Raw genomic sequence first — 21114 nt, 5'->3', positions numbered from 1 at the left:
AGGGGGGTCTCAGGCCCCGGTGCCGCCGCCGCCCGGCATGTTGGCGGCCGTGGTGATGACCTCGTCGATGAGGCCGTACTCCTTGGCCTCATCGGCGTCGAACCAGCGGTCGCGGTCGGAGGCGCGGGTGATCTCCTCGAACGACTGACCGGTGTGCCGGGAGGTCAGTTCCGCCATGCGCTTCTTGGTGTGCAGCAGCCGCTCGGCGTGGATTTTGATGTCCGAGGCCGAGCCGGCGAGGCCGGCGGACGGCTGGTGGATCAGGATCTCGGCGTTCGGCAGCGCGAAGCGCTTGCCGGGGGTGCCGGCGCTGAGCAGGAACTGGCCCATGGAGGCGGCGAGGCCCATGGCGATCGTCACCACGTCGTTCTTGATGTACTGCATGGTGTCGTAGATCGCCATGCCGGCCGTGATCGAACCGCCCGGGCTGTTGATGTAGAGGTAGATGTCCTTGTCCGGGTCCGCGGCAAGGAGCAGCAGCTGTGCGGTGATCTTGTTCGCGATGTCGTCGTCGACCGGCTGGCCGAGGAAGATGATCCGCTCGTTGAGCAGCCGGTTGTAGACCTGGTCGCCGAGGCCACCACCGATGGAAGGCTCGCCGGCGGCGGAGGGCATCAGATTCGTCACGTATCCACCTGCTCGTCTTACGACGGCGCCGGGCCGTCTTCACGTGTTCCCTGCGTGTTCCCTGCGGGGCTGGAGCCGCTCGGGACTCCACTCCCCTCGTATTCATGGACCCTAACGCGCTGGTCCCTTCGGGGAATCCCGCAAAGGGGGCTGTTCGCCGGGGGCGTAGCGCGGGATGCCTCCGGCGGGTGGGCCATTGGCTACTCGCCGTGGCTGTGCTGCGCGTGGCCGACTGAGGGTCGTACGGGGCTTGTCGCGCAGTTCCCCGCGCCCCTGGGTAGGAAAACGGGCCCCGGGTCATGAGTGACCCGGAGCCCGCCCTGCAGCCTGCTCGGCGCCGTGGGATCAGCCCTCGGTCTTGTCGGCGTCGGCGTCCGTGGCGTCCGCCTCCGTGGCCTCGGCGGCGACGTCGGCGGCCGGCTCGACCTCGTCCTCGTCGTCCAGGTCGATGACCTCGCCGTTGGTGTCCTTCACCGTGGCGGCCTCGACCACGACGGCCAGGGCCTTGCCGCGGGCGACCTCGCCGACCAGGAGCGGAACCTGGCCGCCCTCGACGACCGCCTGGGCGAACTGGTCGGGGGACATGCCCGAGGAAGCGGCGCGCCGCATGAGGTGCTCGGTGAGCTCCTCCTGGTTGACGTTCAGCTTCTCGCGCTTGACCAGCTCGTCGAGGACGAACTGGGTCTTGATGCCCTTGACCGCGGCGTCCTTGGTCTCGGCCTCGAACTCCTCGACCGTCTTGCCCTGGATCTCGAGGTACTTCTCGAGGTCGAGGCCCATCTGGCCGAGCTGGTGGTGCTCGAGGTTGTGCTTACGGGTGTTGACCTCGTCCTCGAGCAGCTTCTCGGGGACCGGGACCTCGACCAGCTCGAGCAGCTTCTCCAGGACGCGCTCCTGGGCCTGCGTCGCCTGGTCGTACTGCTTCATGTTCTCGAGGCGCTTGCGGCTGTCGGCCCTGAGCTCCTCGAGGGTGTCGAACTCGGAGGCGAGCTGCGCGAACTCGTCGTCCAGCTCGGGCAGTTCGCGGGCGGCGACCTGGGTGACCTTGACGGTGACCTCGGACTCCTTGCCGGCCGCGGAGCCGCCCTTGAGCTCGGAGGTGAAGGTGGCCTCGCCACCGGCCTCCAGGCCCTTCACGGCGTCGTCGATGCCCTCGAGGAGCTCGCCGGAGCCGATGGTGTACGAGACACCGCTGGCGATGCCGTCCTCGAGCACCTCTCCGTCGACCTTGGCCTCCAGGTCGATCGTGACGACGTCGCCGTCCTCGGCGGCGCGCTCGACCGGGGAGGTGGAGGCGAAGCGCTCACGGAGCTGCTCCACCGACTTCTCGATGTCCTCTTCGCTCACCTCGACGGCGTCGACCTCGACCTCGATGGAGGAGAAGTCCTCGGGAAGCTCCAGGGACGGGCGGATGTCGACCTCGGCGGTGAAGTTCAGCGTGTCGCCGTCCTTCAGCTCGGTGATGTCGACCTCGGGCTGGCCCAGGACGTCCAGCTCGGCCTCGTTGACCGCTTCGGTGTAGAACTTCGGAAGCGCGTCGTTGACGGCCTCCTCCAGCACTGCACCACGACCGAACCGCTGGTCGATGACACGGGCCGGGATCTTGCCCTTACGGAAGCCCTTCACCGTGACCTGCTGGTTGATCTTCTTGTACGCCGCGTCGAGGCTGTCCTTGAGCTCCTCGAAGGGCACCTCGACAGTGAGCCGAACCCGAGTCGGGTTCAGGGTCTCCACGGCGCTCTTCACGGTTCGGTCTCCTTGTGGCTGACTTCTTGGATTCTGCCGGGGCCAGAACGGCTCCGGCGGATTAGCCGCCCAGAGGACCATCAGACGAGAGACACACGGGCGCGCAGCTTGCATAGTAACCGCAGCGGCTACACGCCCCAAAAGGCGATCAAGCCAGGTGATCGCGAAGGTGGCCGCCAATGGCCGGTCACATGGTCGGGGTGGCGGGATTTGAACCCACGGCCTTCCGCTCCCAAAGCGGACGCGCTACCAAGCTGCGCCACACCCCGTCTGGTGCGACACGTAGGGTACATGCCCGCAGGCAGCGGGGCCGCCGCATTTACGGGGTGTGCGGCGAGGGGTCCCGACCCGCTACGATGCCTTCTGTGCCGCGGTCATCTGACCTGCGGCGCGTCCTGTGCGGGCGTAGCTCAATGGTAGAGCCCTAGTCTTCCAAACTAGCTACGCGGGTTCGATTCCCGTCGCCCGCTCTGTAGTGCTCAGGGCCAGCTCAGAGGTTTGATCCTCTGAGCTGGCCCTGATTTCTTACGCGTCCCAGCCGCTCTGGCACTGACGTATCTGGGTATCGCCCTCGAAGACAGCCGCCTGGACCTTCACACGGCGGATGCCCTCCGAGGAGGACGCGTAGGTACGCCATTCATTCCCGTCACCGCTACCGCCGTAGTAGTGGTGCCACCGCCACATCACGATGTCGCCGTCACTCTCCTGACTCATCAGACGAACTGCCACATGACGACCGTCGGCCTCGGTGTCGCGCACCCAGAGATCGAGCGGCCTCAGTGTGTCCAGATCTTCATTCGGTTCCTTCCGGGCGGGTCAGGGGCACGGGACAGGCAGGTCCCCGGCAGGCGTCTCAGGCCGGCCAAGGTCGCATGGGCAGCTCTCAGAGGTCACGTACGTCCACGGTGTAGACGGAGCGGAGGCCGTACGGGACGTAGAGGGCGTCGCCGACGAGAGTGAGGGGGGCGCCGGCCGGCGAGCCGTCGACGGCGCCGTCGTCGCGGCCGGGGAGGGTGCCCTCGACCTCGCCGGTGCTCCGGTTCAGGGCGGCGAGGCGACCGCTGGGGGAGGCCACGTACAGGTGGGTCCCGGAGGCGGTCGGGGGGCCCGACTGCTCCACTCCGGAGTTGCTCGCCCAGGCCTGGCGGCCGGTGGCCGGGTCGAACGCGCGGATGCTGCCGTTGGAGAGGGTGAAGTAGAGGGTGCCGTTCACCAAGGTGGGGGCCGCACCCTCGGGCTGGACCTTGGCGAGCTTCACCGTCGTCATGACGTGTGACGTGGTGTTGACCAGGGTCAGTGTGCGGCGGGCGCCGGTCACGTTCACCAGCACCAGACGGCCGTCGTGCCTGCCGACGATGTCCATGTCGCCCTTGACCTTGACGGTCCAGCGAGGCTTGCCGGTGGCCGGGTCGAGCTGGGCGATGCTCGTGCTCTCGATGTTGTCGGTCGTGTACTTCCCGGTGAGCAGGTACGCCTGTCCGGCGGAACTGCGCAGCAGAGTCATGTACTGGTCAGGGTTCGGCAGGGGGCGCTTCCAGCGGACCTTGCCGTCGTCGGCGTCGAGCAGGGCGAACTGCCTCCCCGTCTTGCCGTAGACAGTCATGATGCCCGCAGGTACGGCGACGGAGGCGCCCTGGTCGCTGCTCGGCTCCGTACCGTCCGAGCCGTCGGCGGTGACCGTACTCCAGATCGTCCTGCCGGTCCCGGCGTTCAGGGCCTGGATCGTGTAGCGGGTCGGATACGACGCCTCGTCGTCGGGCCGGTCGTCGGCGCCGTAGACGTACACACGGCCGTCGCGGGCGCCGATGATCGTGCCCCCTCCGGAGCTGCTGCTGCCGAAGTCCTCGCCGTCCGCGGTCTGGTCGATGGGGCGGGCCCAGGTGTTCCTGCCGTCGGCCAGGGCGAAGCGGGTCGCCATGATCTCGTCGCCCGCGCACACCAGAGACGTACCAGAGGCGACGCAGCGATTGAAGAGGGCGGTGGGGCCCATCGGATCCTTGTCCAGGCTCGGGTCCTTCGCCTGCTTGTGCCAAGCCCTCCAGCCGGCGGGCAGGTTCCCCGGGGCGGAGTCGTCGCCGGTCAGGGCGACCGTCGTCGTAGCCGCCGCGAGGGCGAGGGTGCCGGCCACGACGGCCAGCCACCGGCGTGTGCGGCGGCGGGGCCTGCCGGTGTCGACCGGCGTCGGGGCATCGTCCGTCGTCCGCCAGTCGCCGTTCCTCAGCAGCCGCAGCAACTCGTCCGCCGTAGGGCGGGACTTGGGCTCCTTCTCCAGGCAGAGGCGGATGAAGGGGAGCAACTCGGCCGGGACGTCGTCGAGTTCGGGGTCGCCCTCGACCACGCGGATCGCTGTCTCGTAGGGACTCGGGCTGTCGAAGGGGCCCCGGCCCGACGCGGCGAACGCGACCACCGCGCCCAGCGAGAAGATGTCGGCCGCCGGGCCCACGTCCTGGGGAGCGGAGAACTGTTCCGGGGACATGAAGGGCGGGGTGCCCATCACGCGGCCGGTCTGGGTGAGGACGTCGGAGGCGGCGAACTCGGTGGCACGGGAGATACCGAAGTCGATGACGCGGGGGCCGTCGTCGGCGAGCATCACATTGGCCGGTTTCAGGTCGCGGTGGACCACGCCCGCGCGGTGGATGTCGCGGATGGCCTCCGCAAGGCCCGCGGCGAGTTCACGGAGCCGGGGAAGCGGCAGCGGGCCGTGGTCGCGTATGTGCCGGCCGAGGTCCGCACCCGGTATGTAGAGCGTGGCCATCCAGGGGCGCGGCGCGTCGGCGTCCGCGTCCACGACAGGGGCCGTGAAGGCGCCGCTGACCTGACGGGCGGCGGCCACCTCACGGCGGAACCGGGCGCGGAACTCGTCGTCGTCCGCGTACTGACCGTGCACCACCTTGACCGCGAGACGGCGGCCGGAGGCGGAGCGGGCGAGGTAGACCACGCCCATTCCGCCGCTGCCCAGACGGTCCTCGATGCGGTAACCGCCCGCCTCCGCCGGATCCGAGTCGCGCAGCACCATCCCGGTACGTCCCCCTGTAGCCCTCTCCGGCCCCCGTGACCGGACGGATCAGCCTAGCTTCACGGGTCAACGGGGTCAGAACTGGATCGAGTTGATGGTCTCCGCTATCGAGTTGAGGAAACGCTGGATGTCGTCGGCCATGCCCGTCGAGGCGAGGAAGAAGCCGAACAGCACGGCCACGACGGCAGGTCCGGCCTTGAGGGATCCGCCACGGATCAACACCACCAAGATGATCGCCAACAGCAGTACCACTGACAGCGAAATGGCCACAACTGATCACACCCTCGGTCGGTCCGCACTCCCGGCCCGGGGATGCCAGCCCCGCGCACCCCCGCCAGAACCATCGTGCCACCAACCAAGCCGCTGTATGCGGCAGGTGATGCATCGTTGACCACACCTGTGCCTGAACTGTGGGACGCCGTCCGGCCGCGCGACCGATCTCCCGTACCCCGCACATCAATTCGAGAGTGCATCCGCACAGGGAATTCGACTCGATCGTTTCGTTCTCCACACATCCTGTTCGCAGGCAATTCGAATAATCACCGCGCCCCCAGGAAGCGGACATTCCGCCGGAGTCGCCTGCTGGTCTTATGCCCTATTTAGTCGGGATGAATCACACCAAGTTGGCGCTTGCTGTGACCATAATCCCTCCCCACCAAGTGTGTTGGCCGTCACGTTCACCGAACGTCAACGGCTCGATTTTCTGGGCACCCGAAGCGAATAACCAGGAATGACCTGGCGGGTTTTACGAAATCCCACAGACAACGCTAGGGTGCCTCAGATGTTCCACGCTGCCTCGTCCCCCGCACGCGGCAGAGCGCCGCTCCCCCCTGCCCAGCCGTCGGCATCAGGAGTGCCGAGTCCGCGCTCGCCCCTCAAACAGCAGAACGAACAGCCGGCCAAGCCCGCCGGCAAGCAGCGCGACGCGTTCTTCGACAACGCCAAGTACCTGGCGATCGTGCTGGTGGCCGTCGGTCACGCCTGGGAACCGCTCAAGGGCGACAGCCGCATCCTGGAAGCCGCGTACACCGTCGTGTACTCGTTCCACATGCCGGCGTTCATCATCATCTCCGGCTTCTTCTCGCGCAGCTTCGACATGCGCCCCGACCGGCTGCGGCGGCTGATCACCGGTGTCGCGGTGCCCTACATCGTCTTCGAGACCGCCTACGTCCTGTTCGAGCGCGTGGCGGGCGACGACCCCGGCAAGGACATCAGCCTGCTCGACCCCTGGTATCTGACCTGGTTCCTGTGCGCGCTGTTCGTCTGGCGGATGATCACCCCCCTCCTGAAGGCGGTCCGCTGGCCGCTCCCCTTCGCGCTCGGCCTCGCGATGCTGGCCTCCGTCGCGCCGTCGATCGGTGACGACCTGGACCTGCAGCGGATCCTGCAGTTCCTGCCCTACTTCGTGCTGGGCCTGTGCATGAAGCCCGAGCACTTCCACCGGGTACGCACCCGCACGGTGCGGATCGTGGCGGTGCCCGTGTTCGCGGCCGCGCTCGCCGTCGGCTGGTGGGCGGTGCCGCGCATGAACACCGCATGGTTCTACCACCGGGACTCCGCGCAGGAGTTGGGCGCCCCGTGGTGGGCCGGACCGGTCATGGTGCTCGCGATGTTCGGCTGCTCGCTGCTGCTGACCGCCTGCTTCTTCGCCTGGGTGCCGCGCCGGAACATGTGGTTCACGGCGCTCGGCGCGGGCACGCTGTACGGCTACCTCCTGCACGGCTTCCTGGTGAAGGCCGGCGACTACCAGGGCTGGTTCGACCACCCCTGGCTGCACCGCCCGCTCGGCGAGATCGCCGTGAGCGTCCTCGCGGCCGCCGTCGTCACCGTGCTGTGCACGAAGCCCGTGCAGCGGGTCTTCCGGTTCGCGATGGAGCCGAAGATGGCGTGGGCCTTCAAGCAGGACCCCGCCGAACTGGCCCGGGAACGCCAGAAGCAGGAGCGCCGCGAGAAGGTTCTCGTCTAGCCGCTCCGACCCCTGCCTCACCCCAGACCGAGAAGTGCGCGCATCCGCGCGTACTTCTCGGTCAGTCGTTTACGGGTCTCCTCGTCGAGGACCGCGAGGCGCACCGGGTCGGCGTTGTGCGCCAGGTCCGACTCCTTCACCAGCAGCGCGCCCGGCGTGGCGAGGATGCGCCCCGCGTACGCCTCGGGCGGCTCCCCCGCCCGCTTGGTGACCGCGAGCACGATGTCCTTCGTACGACGGCTCAGCGCGGCCTCCTCCAGCCAGTGCGCGGAGAGCACGTCGTCCTCGACGGCGTCGTGCAGCCAGGCGGCCGCGATCTGCTCGGCGTCGCCGCCCCGCGCACGCACCCCCTCGGCCACCGCCCGGAGATGTTCGGCGTAGGGCCGGCCCGCCTTGTCGGTCTGGCCCTCGTGGGCGGTGCGGGCGAGGGCTTCGACCTCGGTCAGGGTCAGGGTGCGCGGTGCGTCGGTCACGGCTCCAGTGTCTCCCCGCGCAGCGCCGCGCGGGCCGGAAGGCCGGCCGCGGTCAGACCCAGGGCGACGATCGCCGCGACGTAACGGATTCGGGAGGTACGGGAACCATGCGGGCGGCTGGCGGATCGAGGCGGGGGTGAACCGTTCCTAAAGACTGAGCGGGAGTGAGTCCTGTTGCCAGGATTCATCCGAACGCCCCGAACGGTGTTGGGCGTTCTGGTTGCCCGCGTTCGCTCCGCGGTCCGGCGGCACGGATCGTGTCCGTGGTCCGGGGACGGGAGGGCGGGGTCCCTCACGCCCGGGGGCACGCCGGTCGGCCTGGACGGCCCGATGCCCGTGCACATCGCTCTGGTGTGCACGGGGCGGTGCCGTCCGTCGCCGGATCGGGTGTCCCTGGGCGCGCCTTCCGATCGCCACGGCGGCAGCGTCGTGGCGAGTGGTCTTGCGTCTGTTGCTCGTGAGGGGCTTCTGCCAGTGCTGGGCGCCCCAGCGGCTGGTGTAGGCCGGGTCCACGGCGATGATCGCGATGCCGGTCTGGTCCGCCATCGAGGCCAGCCGGGCGCGCAGCTTGCCGGTAGGCATGCCGGAGATGAGCTGCCTGAACCGTTTGCGCCTGCCGTGTTTCTCGCGGGTCTTCTCTGCCGTGAAGTCCAGGTCTTCGACCGCGATGGCCTGCACGCCGCAGGTGCGGGCCCAGTGGAGCAGCCGGGTGAGGGCGTGGCGGACCTGGGCGTCACCGTGATCGGCGTTGCCCGTGAGGGCGTAGAAGAACCGGTGGGGGCTGCCGGTCGGGTTGCCGTGGGCATCGAGGCGCCAGGCGGCGAGGTGGTCAGCGTTCATGTCGACGCCGATCACCCCGTGTGCGAGGGCTGCGGCCATCGGGACGGTCCGGGAGACCGGGATCTGCCAGGACGCGGGCAGATACCAGCGGCCCCGGCCCACGTTGTAGTGGATGCGGTAGGCGACGGCCCGGTTCGCCGCCACCCGGTCCGCCCACTCCTGCCCGCGGTGCGGAAACCGCACGTTCGCCGTGAGGATGTACCGGCCGTGCGGGGCGTTGGCCAACTCCCGCAGCGGAGCAGGGAGTTTGATGCTGACCTCGCCGTCCGGGCTGATACGGATCGTCTCGTTGCCGTAGCGCTTGCCGGACTCGCCGTCCGCCCTGCACAAACCAGCGCGACGCCTCCCAGCGTCGGCGCCACTGGTCCTCGGTGAGCTGCGCGGCGGGCAGCTGGTGGCGGGTGCGGGCCAGCCGTTTCCCGCCCCGCACCACCTGCACGGAACCGGCCCGTGTTTGCTGCGGTAGCCGCCCGGCGCCTGCTTCGAGCCCTTCGCGCCGATCGGCAGCGACAGCCGGTGCGCGATGGTACGGATCCCCGCCTCAAGGGAGTGGATGCGGGCGAGCTGGCCACGGCTGGCGAGCGCCCACTGATCATGCGTGGCCTTGGTGAGCGAACCGGCCCACCGCGACGACGACACAGCCGTCGGACCCCGCTTACGCGCCGCCCACGTCTCCGCGGAATGCTCCAGGCCCTGCCCACACCGCACCTTCACATCCCGGGAGGCGAGAGAGCCGAGGTGCGCACCGACCAGCGCGAGCACCTTCTCGTCGGCGGGCGTGAGCTGCTTGAGCCTCGTACGGACCGCCACCCCCGAAGGGCCGGGCGCGACGAACGACGCCAATTCCCAACCCCACCGCGGGAGGGGGACGCCCTCAGAGGTTCGCCGCCTGGGCCGTCGGGCCCTCTCGGCAGATCAACAGGAGCGCCCTGTCGTCGTTGACGTCCTTCGCCACCGCTTCGATCAGATGCCAGGCCGCGCCGTGGAACCCGCCGGCCACATAGCGGTCGGCCTCACCGGTGAGGCGGTCGATGCCCTCGACGATGTCGCGTTCGGAGGTTTCGACGAGGCCGTCGGTGAAGAGCATCAGGACGTCGCCGGGACGGAGCGAGCCCTTGACCGGATCGAACTGGGCGCCGTCGTAGACACCGAGGAGGGGGCCTTCGGCCGCCTTCTCCTCCCAGCGGCCGCTGCCCGCGCTCAGTTGGAGGCCCGGGGGATGGCCGGCGGAGTAGAGCTCGTAGTCACCGGAGTCCAGGTCCAGGACCAGGTGGATCGAGGTCGCGAAGCCCTCGTCCCAGTCCTGGCGCAGAAGGTAGCCGTTCGCCGCGGGGAGGAACGCGTGCGGCGGCAGACTGCCCAGGAGGCCGCCGAAGGCGCCGGAGAGGAGCAGGGCACGGCTGCCCGCGTCCATGCCCTTGCCCGACACGTCCGTCAGGACGACCTCCATCGTGCGGCCGCCGTTGGTGCGGGCCGCGACCACGAAGTCGCCCGAGAAGGACTGGCCGCCCGCCGGGCGCAGGGCCATCTCGCGGTGCCAGCCCTGCGGCAGCGTCGGGAGCTTGCTCTGCACCCGGATGCGTTCGCGGAGGTCGAAGAGCATGGTGCCGCCGCGTCGCCAGGGCACCCCGACGCGGCTGCGGAACTGGGCGATCAGCAGACCGAAGAAACCGCACGCGGCCACCACGAGCACGATGCCCGGGGTCACCCGGGACGGGCCCTCCGTGTACGGGCCCAGCTGCACGGACTCCACGATCAGTGCCGTCGCCGCCGCCGCGTACAGGCCGAGCAGGCTCGCCGGGCGCAGCAGCAGGCCGCCCGCGACGATCGGGAGGACCAGCGCGGCCGGGGAGACCCAGACCGAGTTGGCGAGTGTCGTGGCCGCGATCAGCGGGATCGTGATGAGCAGACCGGCCAGGGCGACCCAGTCCGAACCGTCCCCGCGGAAGTAGTCCACAGCGCTTCTGCGCAGGCCGACGCGGGCCCGGTGCCACTGCATCTTCCACCGGGCCGTGAACGTCTCGGCTTCCGCGCGCCGCTCTCGTCCTGCTGCCATTAGTTCGGGACCCTATCCATCGGACCAGCTGCTTGGCACGGGAGGTCCCACTTGTCCCCCGTCCGAGGTTCAACTTCACAGTGAACTTCACAGGAAGCCGTCGTGCCGCCGCCAAGGAGAAATTCCCTGGCTCGTCCCGCAATGCCCTGGTAGGCATGGTCCATGGCTTCTGACTTAGCGACCGAACTGCGGGTCCTGCGGCGGCAGGACTGGGACGAGTGGTACGACACCCTGATCCGCGCCTTCGGCGGGGTCCCGGAGTCGGCCCAGGAGCGCGAGCTGTGGGAGACCCTCACCGAGACCGACCGTTCCTTCGGCGTGTGGGACGGTGACGCGTGCGTCGGTACGGCGGGTGCGTTCAGCTTCCGGCTGACCGTACCCGGCGGCGCCTCGGTACGGGCCGCCGGCGTCACCATGGTCAGTGTGGCCGCGACCCATCGCCGCCGTGGTGTCCTCACGGCGATGATGCGGCGACAGCTGGACGACGTACGGGAGTGGGGGTGGCCGCTGGCCGTGCTGACCGCCTCCGAGCCCGCCATCTACGGGCGGTTCGGGTACGGCGTCGGTACGTATGCCGTGACCGGCGAGATCGACACCAAGCAGGTGCGGCTGTCCGTCCCGCCGGGGACGGACGACGTACGCCTGCGGTACGCCGAGCCCGCCGACTCGCTGGGCGCGTGCGAGGCGGTGTACGCGCGCGTGGCGCCGTCGCGGCCGGGGATGGTGGCGCGTACTCCCGGCTGGGAGCGGCTGATGCTGCTGGACCCGGAGAGCGGGCGGGAGGGGGCGTCGCCGCTGCAGTGCGTGGTCGCGGAGCGCGACGGGGAGGTCGTGGGGTACGCGCGCTTCCAGGTCAAGCCGGACTGGGAGCCGACCGGGCCGCAGGGCAAGGTGCTGCTCCGTGATGTCGAGGCGCCCGACCCTGCGGTGTACGCGGCGCTGTGGCGGTTCCTGTTCGACATCGACCTGACCTCGAAGCTGTTGACCCGGGGGCGGCCGGTGGACGACGCGTGGCAGTACCTCGTGTCCGACATCCGGCGGTGTTCGCTGCGGGTACGGGACTCGCTGCATGTGCGGCTGGTGGAGGTGGGGGCCGCGCTGGAGGCGCGGACCTATCAGGCGCCGGTGGACGTGGTGTTCGAGGTCGCGGACGACTTCTGTCCGTGGAACGCGGGGCGTTGGCGGCTGAGCGGGGACGCGAAGGGGGCGACCTGCGAGCGGACCACCGACCCGGCGGATCTGGCTCTGTCCGTACGGGAGTTGGGGGCGGCCTATCTCGGTGGGGTGAGCCTGGCCTCGCTGGGGGCCGCCGGGCGGGTGCGGGAGCTTCGGCGCGGGGCCCTGGGGGAGGCCGCGGTGGGGTTCGGCTCCGCCGTGGCGCCGTGGCTGCCGCACGGGTTCTAGGCCGGGTTCAGGGGTTCTGGCAGGTCGGGCACCAGAAGAGGTTGCGGGCGGCGAGATCGGCGGTGCGGATCTCGCCGTCACAGATGTGGCAGGGCAGGTTGGCCCTGCGGTAGACGTACACCTCGCCGCCGTGGTCGTCGACGCGGGGCGGGCGGCCCATCGCCTCGGGGGTGTGTTCGGGGCGGACGGTGTCGATGCGGTTGTGCTTCACGCCCTCGTGCATGAGGTCCACGAGGTCGTGCCAGATCGCGTCCCACTCCCGTGGGGTGAGGGTGTTTCCGGTGCGGTACGGGTCGATCCGGTGCCGGAAGAGGACCTCGGCGCGGTAGACGTTGCCTACGCCGGCGATGACCTTCTGGTCCATCAGCAGGGCTGCGATCGTCGTACGGCTGCGGGAGATCCGCCGGTACGCGGTCTCGGGGGTGGCGTCGGCGCGGAGCGGGTCGGGGCCGAGGCGGTCGTGTATCGACTGCTTCTCGGTGGGGGTGATCAGGGCGCAGGTCGTGGGGCCGCGGAGGTCCACGTACGACGTGGGGTTCGCGAGGCGGAGGCGGACCGTGTCGGTGGGTGGAGGTGCGGGGGTCGGGCCGAAGGTGACCTTGCCGAAGAGGCCGAGGTGGATGTGGATCCAGTCGGTTTCCCGGAAGCCTAGGAAGAGGTGTTTGCCGTGGGCCTCGGTGTGGGTGAGTTCCGCGCCGTCGAGGAGGTCTGCGGCGTCGGTGAACTTGCCCTGGGGGCTGGTGACCTGGGTTTTTCTGCCGCGGAATGCAGCGGCGTAGTCCTTGGCCAGGCCGTGGATCGTGTGCCCCTCCGGCACGGTGGCTCCTCTTCGTCCGGGGAGGCGTTTCTCGCCCCCGCCGCCCCTACCCGTCCCATCCTCCAGGGGCGCCGCCCCTTCGACCCCGGCCCCTGGGGGCTCCGCCCCCAGACCCCCGTCGGCCCTTAAGGGGCCTCGTCCTCAAACGCCGGACGGGCTGAAACAGGGGACCGGCGTCGAGAGGCGGAGCCACCTGCGGGTGGACGCCGGACGGGCCGAAAGACACGGACCGCCATCGAAAGGCGCAGCCACCTGCGGGTGGGTGGGGGATCGGGACGGCGAGAGCCCTCGTCCTCGGGTGCCGGACGGGCTGAAAGGCACCCGCAGGAGGTGCGTCGTCGGTTACTGCTGGGGGTGGTGGGGTGGGATCGGGGGGAGGTCGCCTGTGGTCTCGTAGGTCGCCAGCATGTCGATGCGGCGGATGTGGCGGGCGTCCTCGGAGAACGGGGTGGCGAGGAAGGTCTCGACGAACTTCGTGGCCTCGTCCTGGGTGTGCATGCGTGCGCCCACGGCCACGACGTTGGCGTTGTTGTGCTGGCGGCCCAGCGACGCGGTCTCCTCGCTCCAGGCCAGCGCCGCGCGGACGCCCTTGACCTTGTTCGCGGCGATCTGCTCGCCGTTGCCGGAGCCGCCGATCACGATGCCGAGGGAGTCCGGGTCCGCCGCCGTGCGCTCCGCGGCGCGGAGGCAGAACGGGGGGTAGTCGTCCTGGGCGTCGTAGATGTGGGGGCCGCAGTCCACCGGGTCGTGACCGGCCGCCTTGAGCCAGTCGACGAGGTGGTTCTTGAGTTCGAAGCCCGCATGGTCGGAGCCGAGATACACGCGCATGGGATGAGTGTGACACGACTGTTTCGGGGCAGCAGCCCTGGGTGTCGTCCAGGAAAATTATCGCTCTGACCATTGAAGCTCAAGAAAACCTCAAGTAACGATCCGGAATCAAAGGTTCACGAATTCCTTTGCCTCCGATTCACTGGACCGATCCGTACGCCGCTCGTACGGGACACTGCTCGCCCGGCGCAAAGGAATTCCCCGCATGACTTCGCAGCCGACCCAGGCCAAGGCCACCGGAGACCCCGGTAACGGTCTTCAGGCCGGGCTCAAGAACCGTCACCTGTCGATGATCGCCATCGGGGGTGTGATCGGTGCCGGCCTCTTCGTCGGATCCAGCTCCGGTATCGCCACCGCAGGACCCGGCATCCTCCTGTCGTACGCACTCGTCGGCACGCTCGTGGTGCTGGTGATGCGGATGCTCGGTGAGATGTCCGCCGCCAACCCGACCTCCGGGTCGTTCTCGGCGCACGCCGACCGCGCGCTCGGGCGCTGGGCCGGGTTCTCCATCGGCTGGCTGTACTGGTTCTTCTGGGTCGTGGTGCTGGCCGTCGAGGCCACCGCCGGTGCCGTGATCCTGGAGGGCTGGATACCGGCCGTGCCCAGTGGGCCTGGGCCCTCATCGTGATGATCGTGCTGACCGCGACCAACCTGGTCTCCGTCGGGTCCTACGGCGAGTTCGAGTTCTGGTTCGCCGGTATCAAGGTCGTCGCGATCGCCGCGTTCATCGTCATCGGCGGGCTCGCCGTCTTCGGGGTGCTGCCCGGCGTCGACAGCGACAAGGCCGGTCTCGGCAACCTCACCGACCACGGCGGCTTCCTCCCCCATGGAGCCGGCGCGATCCTCACCGGTGTGCTGCTCGTCGTCTTCTCCTTCATGGGCAGCGAGATCGCCACCCTGGCCGCCGGTGAGTCCGAGGACCCCCAGCAGGCCGTCACCAAGGCGACCAACAGCATCATCTGGCGGGTCGGCGTCTTCTATCTCGGCTCGATCTTCGTCGTGGTCTCGCTCCTGCCCTGGAACGACCCGTCCATCAAGAAGGACGGTTCCTACGTCGCCGCCCTGGACTCCCTGGGCATCGCGCACGCCGGTCAGATCATGAACTTCATCGTGCTGACCTCGGTGCTGTCCTGTCTCAACTCCGGCCTCTACACGGCCTCCCGCATGGCGTTCTCGCTCGGTCAGCGGGGCGACGCGCCGAAGGGGTTCGCGCGGACCAACAGCCGGGGCGTGCCGATGACGGCGATCCTCGCGTCGGTCGTGTTCGGCTTCGTCGCCGTCTTCTTCAACTACCTGTCCCCGAAGACGGTCTTCCTCTTCCTCGTCAACTCCTCCGGCGCGGTCGCCCTGTTCGTCTGGCTGGTGATCTGCTTCTCGCAGCTGCGGATGCGGAAGATCATCCAGGCCGAGGCGCCGGAGAAGCTGGTCGTGAAGATGTGGCTGTACCCGTATCTCACCTGGGCGACGGCCGGGCTGATCGTGTTCGTGCTCGGTTACATGCTGACCGACACCGAGGGTGCGAGCAGCGGTCGTACGACCGTGCTGCTCTCGCTGCTCGTCGCGGCGTTCGTGCTCGGCATCGCCTTCCTGAAGGAGAAGGTCGGGGCCGGACGGGCCGCCGCCGTCTCCCCCGAGGTGCACGACGAGGTCGACGAGGTCAAGGTCGGCTGACGCGGCAGGCTTGCGGATCATGAGAAAAGGGGCCCCTCTCAAGGGGCCCCTTTTCTGCTCAGGCCTTCTGATGCCGTCAGAGGATCGTGAAGCTGTCCGTGACCTTGTCGTACGTCTTCACCGCCTGGTTCTCGATGTCGGGCTGGTACCAGGTGTTGATCTGGTACGACTTGCCGTCCGCGTTGAAGCCGAGCAGCCGGGCGTGCCACTTGGTGCCCTTGAGCGTGAAGGTGTACTCCCAGACGACCGCCGGGTGGTCGCGGAACTTCGTCTCCTCCAGCCGGATCTTCTGGTAGTCCTCGCCCTGATGGGCGTTCTCCTCCGAGGTCTGCCAGGTCTCCATCAGATCGCCGCGGGCCAGCGAGGACTTGGCGACGAGTTCCTGTCTGCCGTCCGGCGACGTGTAGTGGACCTCCGCACCCGTCTTCACGTCCCTGCGCCAGCCCTCCGGGGTCGCCCAGGCGAACCCGCCCGCCTCCCGGTGCGCGCCCGGCGGCAGGCTCTGCGGCCGGGACGTGCCCTCGACGGTGGGCGACGGTGTCCCGGACACGATCGAGGAGGGGGTCCGTGAGCTGCCCGCCTGATTCCCGCCGGGTGAGCCGGAGTTCATCAGGAGCACGACGGCGACGACCGCGCCGGCGGTGACCACGGCCGCGGCGGCGAGGAGTCCGGTACGGCGGTGCGGGTGCGGGTGCGGGCGCCGCTGGCCGGTCGGGCGGGCGGGTCCCGGCAGCTCGCCGGGCTCCATCCCGAGCGGCGGCTCGTGCACCGGCCGCCTCTCGGTGACCGCCTCGGACCGGTTGCGCGATACGGGGGTTTCGGAACGGACCTCGGAACTCGTGGACGCGGCCGCTTCCGTGGAGGCGTTGCCGGCGTTGAGGGCGGGCGTGGGCTCCTCAGTGGCGGGGCGCTGGGTCCGCGCGGGTGCGGTGCGCCGCTGCGGGATCGCGTCGTGCACGGAATCGGGTTCCGGCTCGGAGCGCCGGGGGTCGGGAGCCATGGGGACGCGAGAGGCGTCCAGGTAGGCGGGCGTGGGTGATTCGTGGGGGGCCCACGGGAGTCGGGGGGTCACACGGTCAGGAGCCGGCGTCCGCGGGGTGCCCGCGGAGGGCAACGACGACTCGGCCCCGGCCCCACCGGCCGGTTCATCCCCGAAGCCGGACTCACGCGCCGATTCGGACTCCGGCCCAGCGGGCCAACGCACCGCTTCCGGCGCAAGAGGACCGCCCGTCACTTCGGAGCCGCCCCCGCCCAGGCGGTCCCGGCCAGGCTCGGACGGGTCCCCCGGCTCGGACGCGGGCCAACCCGCCGACTCCGGCGCGAGAGAACCACCCGTCACTTCCGGCCCGACCTCACCCAGACCATCCCGCCCAGACTCGGGCAAGTCCCCCGGCCCAGCCGCCCGCTCCGGCCCAGCCGCCCACTCCGGCCCAGCGGGCCAACCCACCGATTCCGACCTGACCCCACCCAGGCGCCCTCGCCCGGACCCGGCCGAGTCCCCCGGACCGGGCGCGTATTCCGGCCCACCGGGCCAATCCGCCGACTCCGGCGCGAGAGCACCACCCGTCACTTCCGGCCCGACCTCACCCAGACCATCCCGCCCAGGCTCGGCCGAGCGCCCCGGCCCAGCGGGCCAATCCGCCAGCTCCGGCGCGAGAGAACCACCCGTCGCTCCCGGCCCGACCCCGCCCAGGCGGTCCCGCCCAGGCTCGGCCGAGCGCCCCGGTCCCGCCGCCCGCTCCGGCCCAGCGGGCCGACCCGCCGGTTTCGGCGCGTGGTCGGCCGTCGCTTCGGGGCCGACCGCGCCCAGGTGGTGCCGGTCGGGTTCCGGCGGGTCCCCGGGCCTGGTCGTCGCCAGATGTTCTGGGGCGTCGGGGTGCGGTTGGGGGGTGGGATTCGTTGTTCGGGGCTGGGTTGGAGCCGGTGGCGGGGGTGTGTCGGGCGGTCGGGGGTGGGCCGTCTCTTGGGGTTGTGGTGCTCTCGTAACCGCCACTGTCGGGGTGGGCGGGGGGAAGGCGACCGGTCGGAGGGCGGTTTCCAGGTCCTCCAGGCCGGGGCGGACATCGGGGTCCTTTTCCAGGAGGGCAGCCAGGATGTCGCGCAACGGGCCTGCCGCGGTGGGGAGTTCGGGCTCCTCGTAGAGGACCGCGTGGAGCGTGGCGAGTGTGGTGTCGCGGGAGAACGGGGAGTGGCCGCCCATGGCCGCACAGAGTGTCGCACCGAGGGACCAGATGTCGGACGGCGGGCCCTGGGGGCGGCCGGAGATGCGCTCGGGGGCCATGTAGTCGGGTGAGCCGACCAGCATGCCGACCATCGTGAGCGCCTTCGCGTCCTGGATCGCCGCGATGCCGAAGTCCGTGAGGACCACGCGGTGTCCGTTCCGCTCCACCAGGACGTTGCCCGGCTTGATGTCCCGGTGCAGGACGCCACGGGCGTGCACCTGACGCAGTGCCGTCACCAAGCCGACGCCGATACGGGCCGCCGCCAGGGGGCCGAGCGGGCCGTCCTCCGCCAGCAGGCGTTCCAGGGAGCGGCCTGCGACCAACTCCATGACGATCCACAGCCGTTCGCCCTCGTCGACGACGTCATAGATCCGTACGACATTGGGGTGGTCGATCCGCGCCGTGGCCCGGGCCTCGCGCAGCGTGCGTTCCCGGCGGGTGCGCGCGTCCTCCGCGTCGAGGCCGTCTATGCGCATCTCCTTGACCGCGACTTCCCGGTCGAGCATCTCGTCGGCGGCTCGCCACACCCGCCCCATTCCCCCCTGTCCGATGCTCTCGACCAGGCGATAACGTCCCGTCACCAATATCCCGGGAGCCCCACCGCTCCTCGTGTTTCCCGTATTCCCCGGCAATCCGTCACACCCCCCTCAACCACGCACCGACCAACGCCTACTTCAACACAATGGTCACACTTCGCGCCGTACCAGCATAGTGCGGAGAAATCTTGTGGTAGCTCTTCAAGTACTGCGAATTCAGGCGCAGCCAAGGGGGACGAACATGAGTTCTCGTCGAATGACGACCATCGCGGGATCGCTGGTCACGGCATCTTTTTCGGCCGTGCTGATCTTTTCCACCGCCGCCGGCGCGGACGAGGGACCGGGAAGCAGCAAGGGGGGAAAGGCCGTCGACGAGGCGCCGGCGGGCGTGAAGCTGACCACGCTGCTGCCCGAACAGATCTCGGTCGACAACAGTTCCGAAAAGACCGACCTCACCGCCACGGTGAAGAACGAAGGGACCAAGGACAGCGGAAAGATCCGGCTTTTGGTCGTCGGCTTCGACGGCCTGACGGTCAATAGCGTTCAAGGGTGCTCCTCCATTGCCGAAAGCGATCTGCCGGAGGGCTCGAACAGCGGTTTCGCCTGCCCGATCGACAATCTCGCGGCCGGTAAGTCGAAGTCGTACGCCGTGGACGCGACTTTCGATCTCGGAAAGACCGGCAAGATCTGTCTGCCGGTGCAGACCGGCGACGGGAAGAAGACGTTCTGGCAGCAGGGCCCGGTTCCGTTCGGTACGACGAACCCGTCGCCGAACGCCCCGGCCACCCCGCTGCTGCTCGGCACCGACAACCAGCCCGTGGGGCCGGGCGGCGACAAGGAGCTGCCCCAGACCGGTCCCGCCCGTGACCTGCTCCCGCTGGGGGCGGGGGGCGCGGCGCTGCTGACGGCCGGTGCGGCCGGGATGTGGTGGTCGACGCGGCGCCGGGAGGCCTGACCGACGACGGAGGCATAACCTGACGGAAACTGTCAGGTTATGCCTCCAGCATGCGGTGCATGAACAGCCACACAGCAGAGGAACTCAGCGGATTCCAGACCGGGTTCACCGTGCGTCCCGCACATGTCATCGCCGCCGCCTCGGCCGACGACGTCGTCGCCGCGGTGCGCCACGCCGCCGCCGAGCGGCTTCCGGTGACCGTCCAGGCCACGGGGCACGGACTGCGGGGCCCGGTGGAGGGCGGCGTACTCGTCTCGACGCGGGCCATGGACCGGGTGAGCGTCGACCCGGTCGAACGCACCGCCCGCGTCCAGGCCGGGGCCCGCTGGAGCCAGGTCGTCGAAGCCGCCGCACCTCACGGGCTCGCCCCGCTCAACGGCTCGGCGCCGGGCGTCGGTGCCGTGTCGTACACGCTGGGCGGCGGACTCGGCATCCTGGCACGGGAGTTCGGGTACGCGGCCGACCACGTCCGCTCTCTCGACGTCGTCACCGCGGACGGCCGGCTGCGGCAGGTGACCCGGGAGTCGGCGCCCGACCTGTACTGGGCGCTGCTCGGCGCCGGGCACGGCTTCGGTGTCGTCACCGAGCTGGAGATCGGTCTGGTCCCCGTGCGGACGCTGTACGGCGGCTCGCTCGCCTTCGACGGGCGTCAGGTCGATCCGGCGGCCGCGCTGCGGGCGTACGAGGCGTGGACGCGGACCTCCCCCACTCTCGGCTCCGCTCGAGCGGGGGGAGCCCCATCGGACGGGCTGACCTCGTCCTTCGCGGCCGTACCGTATCCGGACCTGCCGGCGCTGCCGCCGCATCTGCGCGGGCGGTACGTCCTCTCGGTGCGGGTCGCGTACACGGGCGGCGACGGGGAGCGGCTCGTCGCCCCGCTGCGGGAGATCGGGCCGGTGCTCGCCGACTCGCTGCGGGAGATGCCGTACACCGAGAGCCACACCATCCACAGCGACCCGGACTTCCCGCACGCGTACTACGGGGACAGCGCGGTGCTCGGTGAGTTCGATCTCGCGACGGCCGGTGAGGTGCTCCGGCGTACCGGGCCGGGCGCCGGCGCCATGGTCGTCGTACAGATCAATCATCTCGGCGGGGCGCTCGGCCGGCCCGCGCCGAACTCCGTGCCGTGGCGCGAAGGGCGGTTCCTGGTACGGCTGTTGACCATGGCGGACCGGGAGAAGGCGCGCGGGATCCTCGATCCGGCCTTCGCGCTGCTCGCGCCGGTGACGCTCGGGCGGGCGGTCAACTTCGCGTTCGGGGCCGGGGACCGCAGCGAGGGCTTCTACGACGCCGTGACGCGCGAGAGGCTCGCCGGGCTGAAGTCGCAGTACGACCCGGCGAGCCTCTTCCCTGACCACGTCAGCGGTTTCAGCGGTTGACGAACTTCCAGGTCGTGGGCAGCAGGCCCATCGCCAGGGCCGCCTTGAGGGCGTCGCCGATCAGGAACGGGGTGAGGCCGGCCGCGATGGCGGCGGAGGCGGACATACCGGTGGCGAGGGCCAGGTACGGGACGCCGACGGCGTAGATGATCGCCTCGCCGAGGAGCATCGCGCCCGCCGTGCGCCACACGGAGCGGTCGGCGCCGCGGCGGGCCAGGGCGCCGACGACGGTGGAGGCGAGGATCATGCCGAGGATGTAGCCGAAGGAGGGGGCCGAACCGCCGGAGGTGGCGCCCGCGAACCACGGCACGCCCGCGATGCCCGCGAGCGCGTACAGCGCGAGGGAGAGGAAGCCGCGGCCCGCGCCCAGCGTCGTGCCGACGAGCAGCGCGGCGAAGGTCTGGCCGGTCACCGGCACCGGGGAGCCCGGCAACGGGCACCGAGAGCTGGGCGGCAAGGCCGGTGAGCGCGGCGCCGCCGAGCACGAGCGCGACGTCCCGGACACGGGAGGCCGGCAGCAGGTCGGCGAGGACCTGGCCGGGGCGGGAAGGGGCGACGGCGGTGCTCATGGGGACTCC

Annotated in this window: 15 protein-coding genes, 2 tRNA genes and 2 pseudogenes; 6 read left to right on the top strand and 13 right to left on the bottom strand. The window is 70.0% G+C overall.

From position 1 onward, the window contains the following. Positions 1–9: 9 nt before the first annotated feature. From QF037_RS30530 to QF037_RS30520, 3 genes are all read right to left on the bottom strand, one after another. Positions 10–615: an ATP-dependent Clp protease proteolytic subunit gene (locus tag QF037_RS30530; protein WP_307037456.1), complete on the bottom strand. Its 606-nt coding sequence runs from the start codon at positions 613–615 to the stop codon at positions 10–12. Between the two features lie 357 nt (positions 616–972). Continuing rightward, the gene (gene tig / locus QF037_RS30525) at positions 973–2373 is read right to left on the bottom strand and encodes a trigger factor (protein ID WP_307030662.1); all 1401 of its coding nucleotides are present in this window, start codon (positions 2371–2373) and stop codon (positions 973–975) included. A gap of 192 nt (positions 2374–2565) precedes the next feature. Beyond that, positions 2566–2642: transfer RNA gene (locus QF037_RS30520), tRNA-Pro, on the bottom strand. A gap of 130 nt (positions 2643–2772) precedes the next feature. Here QF037_RS30520 and QF037_RS30515 point away from each other — a divergent pair. Continuing rightward, positions 2773–2843, top strand: a tRNA-Gly gene (locus tag QF037_RS30515). A gap of 55 nt (positions 2844–2898) precedes the next feature. On the opposite strand, the gene QF037_RS30510 is transcribed toward QF037_RS30515, so the two are convergent. The 3 genes from QF037_RS30510 to QF037_RS30500 all read right to left on the bottom strand — a co-directional run bounded on the left by QF037_RS30510 (position 2899) and on the right by QF037_RS30500 (position 5659). Then, positions 2899–3087: a hypothetical protein gene (locus tag QF037_RS30510; RefSeq protein WP_307030660.1), complete on the bottom strand. Its 189-nt coding sequence runs from the start codon at positions 3085–3087 to the stop codon at positions 2899–2901. A gap of 169 nt (positions 3088–3256) precedes the next feature. Then, positions 3257–5389 (bottom strand): protein kinase domain-containing protein, encoded by a 2133-nt coding sequence (locus tag QF037_RS30505; protein WP_307030658.1) that lies wholly within the window; start codon positions 5387–5389, stop codon positions 3257–3259. A gap of 75 nt (positions 5390–5464) precedes the next feature. Then, positions 5465–5659, bottom strand: a complete 195-nt coding sequence (locus QF037_RS30500) for a hypothetical protein (RefSeq protein WP_030044846.1) — start codon at positions 5657–5659, stop codon at positions 5465–5467. Between the two features lie 583 nt (positions 5660–6242). Here QF037_RS30500 and QF037_RS30495 point away from each other — a divergent pair. Beyond that, the gene (locus QF037_RS30495) at positions 6243–7355 is read left to right on the top strand and encodes an acyltransferase family protein (protein ID WP_307030655.1); all 1113 of its coding nucleotides are present in this window, start codon (positions 6243–6245) and stop codon (positions 7353–7355) included. Between the two features lie 17 nt (positions 7356–7372). On the opposite strand, the gene QF037_RS30490 is transcribed toward QF037_RS30495, so the two are convergent. The 3 genes from QF037_RS30490 to QF037_RS30480 form a co-directional block, all read right to left on the bottom strand. Further along, positions 7373–7828 carry an HD domain-containing protein gene (locus tag QF037_RS30490; RefSeq protein ID WP_307030653.1) on the bottom strand — a complete coding sequence of 152 codons (456 nt, stop codon included), beginning with the start codon at positions 7826–7828 and terminating at the stop codon, positions 7373–7375. A 147-nt stretch (positions 7829–7975) separates the two neighbouring features. After that, the gene (locus tag QF037_RS30485; RefSeq protein ID WP_373463836.1) at positions 7976–9511 is read right to left on the bottom strand and encodes an IS200/IS605 family accessory protein TnpB-related protein; all 1536 of its coding nucleotides are present in this window, start codon (positions 9509–9511) and stop codon (positions 7976–7978) included. Between the two features lie 31 nt (positions 9512–9542). After that, positions 9543–10724, bottom strand: coding sequence for a PP2C family protein-serine/threonine phosphatase (locus tag QF037_RS30480; protein WP_307030652.1), 1182 nt, complete (start codon positions 10722–10724; stop codon positions 9543–9545). Positions 10725–10886: 162 nt separating this feature from the next. Between QF037_RS30480 and QF037_RS30475 the strand changes: the two genes are divergently transcribed. Next, positions 10887–12128 carry a GNAT family N-acetyltransferase gene (locus tag QF037_RS30475; protein ID WP_307030650.1) on the top strand — a complete coding sequence of 414 codons (1242 nt, stop codon included), beginning with the start codon at positions 10887–10889 and terminating at the stop codon, positions 12126–12128. A 7-nt stretch (positions 12129–12135) separates the two neighbouring features. Here QF037_RS30475 and QF037_RS30470 read toward each other — a convergent pair whose 3' ends face one another. Next, positions 12136–12945, bottom strand: coding sequence for an Fpg/Nei family DNA glycosylase (locus QF037_RS30470; protein WP_307030647.1), 810 nt, complete (start codon positions 12943–12945; stop codon positions 12136–12138). Positions 12946–13287: 342 nt separating this feature from the next. Continuing rightward, positions 13288–13773 (bottom strand): ribose-5-phosphate isomerase, encoded by a 486-nt coding sequence (locus QF037_RS30465; RefSeq protein ID WP_307030645.1) that lies wholly within the window; start codon positions 13771–13773, stop codon positions 13288–13290. A 205-nt stretch (positions 13774–13978) separates the two neighbouring features. On the opposite strand from QF037_RS30465, the pseudogene QF037_RS30460 reads away from it, so the two are divergent. Then, a pseudogene (locus tag QF037_RS30460) lies at positions 13979–15444 on the top strand (amino acid permease). Between the two features lie 76 nt (positions 15445–15520). Here the strand turns inward: QF037_RS30460 and QF037_RS30455 are convergent. Next, positions 15521–18202, bottom strand: coding sequence for a serine/threonine-protein kinase (locus QF037_RS30455; RefSeq protein ID WP_373463977.1), 2682 nt, complete (start codon positions 18200–18202; stop codon positions 15521–15523). A 241-nt stretch (positions 18203–18443) separates the two neighbouring features. Between QF037_RS30455 and QF037_RS30450 the strand changes: the two genes are divergently transcribed. Both QF037_RS30450 and QF037_RS30445 read left to right on the top strand, forming a co-directional pair. Beyond that, on the top strand, positions 18444–19157 hold the full coding sequence (locus QF037_RS30450) for an LPXTG cell wall anchor domain-containing protein (RefSeq protein ID WP_307037453.1): 714 nt from the start codon (positions 18444–18446) through the stop codon (positions 19155–19157). Positions 19158–19216: 59 nt separating this feature from the next. Beyond that, the gene (locus QF037_RS30445) at positions 19217–20536 is read left to right on the top strand and encodes an FAD-binding oxidoreductase (RefSeq protein WP_307030641.1); all 1320 of its coding nucleotides are present in this window, start codon (positions 19217–19219) and stop codon (positions 20534–20536) included. Here the strand turns inward: QF037_RS30445 and QF037_RS30440 are convergent. Continuing rightward, positions 20526–21105, bottom strand: a pseudogene (locus QF037_RS30440) (biotin transporter BioY). The gene QF037_RS30445 and the pseudogene QF037_RS30440 overlap by 11 nt on opposite strands. Positions 21106–21114 lie beyond the last annotated feature (9 nt).

The organism is Streptomyces canus (assembly GCF_030815415.1).
GTDB classification, from domain to species: domain Bacteria; phylum Actinomycetota; class Actinomycetes; order Streptomycetales; family Streptomycetaceae; genus Streptomyces; species Streptomyces canus_F.
This window is presented reverse-complemented; position numbering and strand designations above follow the sequence as displayed.

Excerpts from the sequence above, each read along its gene's own strand:
- QF037_RS30505 (WP_307030658.1), bottom strand. The coding sequence starts at position 5,389 with ATGGTGCTGCGCGACTCGGATCCGGCGGAGGCGGGCGGTTACCGCATC.
- QF037_RS30450 (WP_307037453.1), top strand. The coding sequence starts at position 18,444 with ATGAGTTCTCGTCGAATGACGACCATCGCGGGATCGCTGGTCACGGCA.
- QF037_RS30510 (WP_307030660.1), bottom strand. The coding sequence starts at position 3,087 with ATGAGTCAGGAGAGTGACGGCGACATCGTGATGTGGCGGTGGCACCAC.
- QF037_RS30445 (WP_307030641.1), top strand. The coding sequence starts at position 19,217 with ATGAACAGCCACACAGCAGAGGAACTCAGCGGATTCCAGACCGGGTTC.
- QF037_RS30530 (WP_307037456.1), bottom strand. The coding sequence starts at position 615 with ATGCCCTCCGCCGCCGGCGAGCCTTCCATCGGTGGTGGCCTCGGCGAC.
- QF037_RS30475 (WP_307030650.1), top strand. The coding sequence starts at position 10,887 with ATGGCTTCTGACTTAGCGACCGAACTGCGGGTCCTGCGGCGGCAGGAC.
- QF037_RS30480 (WP_307030652.1), bottom strand. The coding sequence starts at position 10,724 with ATGGCAGCAGGACGAGAGCGGCGCGCGGAAGCCGAGACGTTCACGGCC.
- QF037_RS30465 (WP_307030645.1), bottom strand. The coding sequence starts at position 13,773 with ATGCGCGTGTATCTCGGCTCCGACCATGCGGGCTTCGAACTCAAGAAC.
- QF037_RS30455 (WP_373463977.1), bottom strand. The coding sequence starts at position 18,202 with ATGGGGCGGGTGTGGCGAGCCGCCGACGAGATGCTCGACCGGGAAGTC.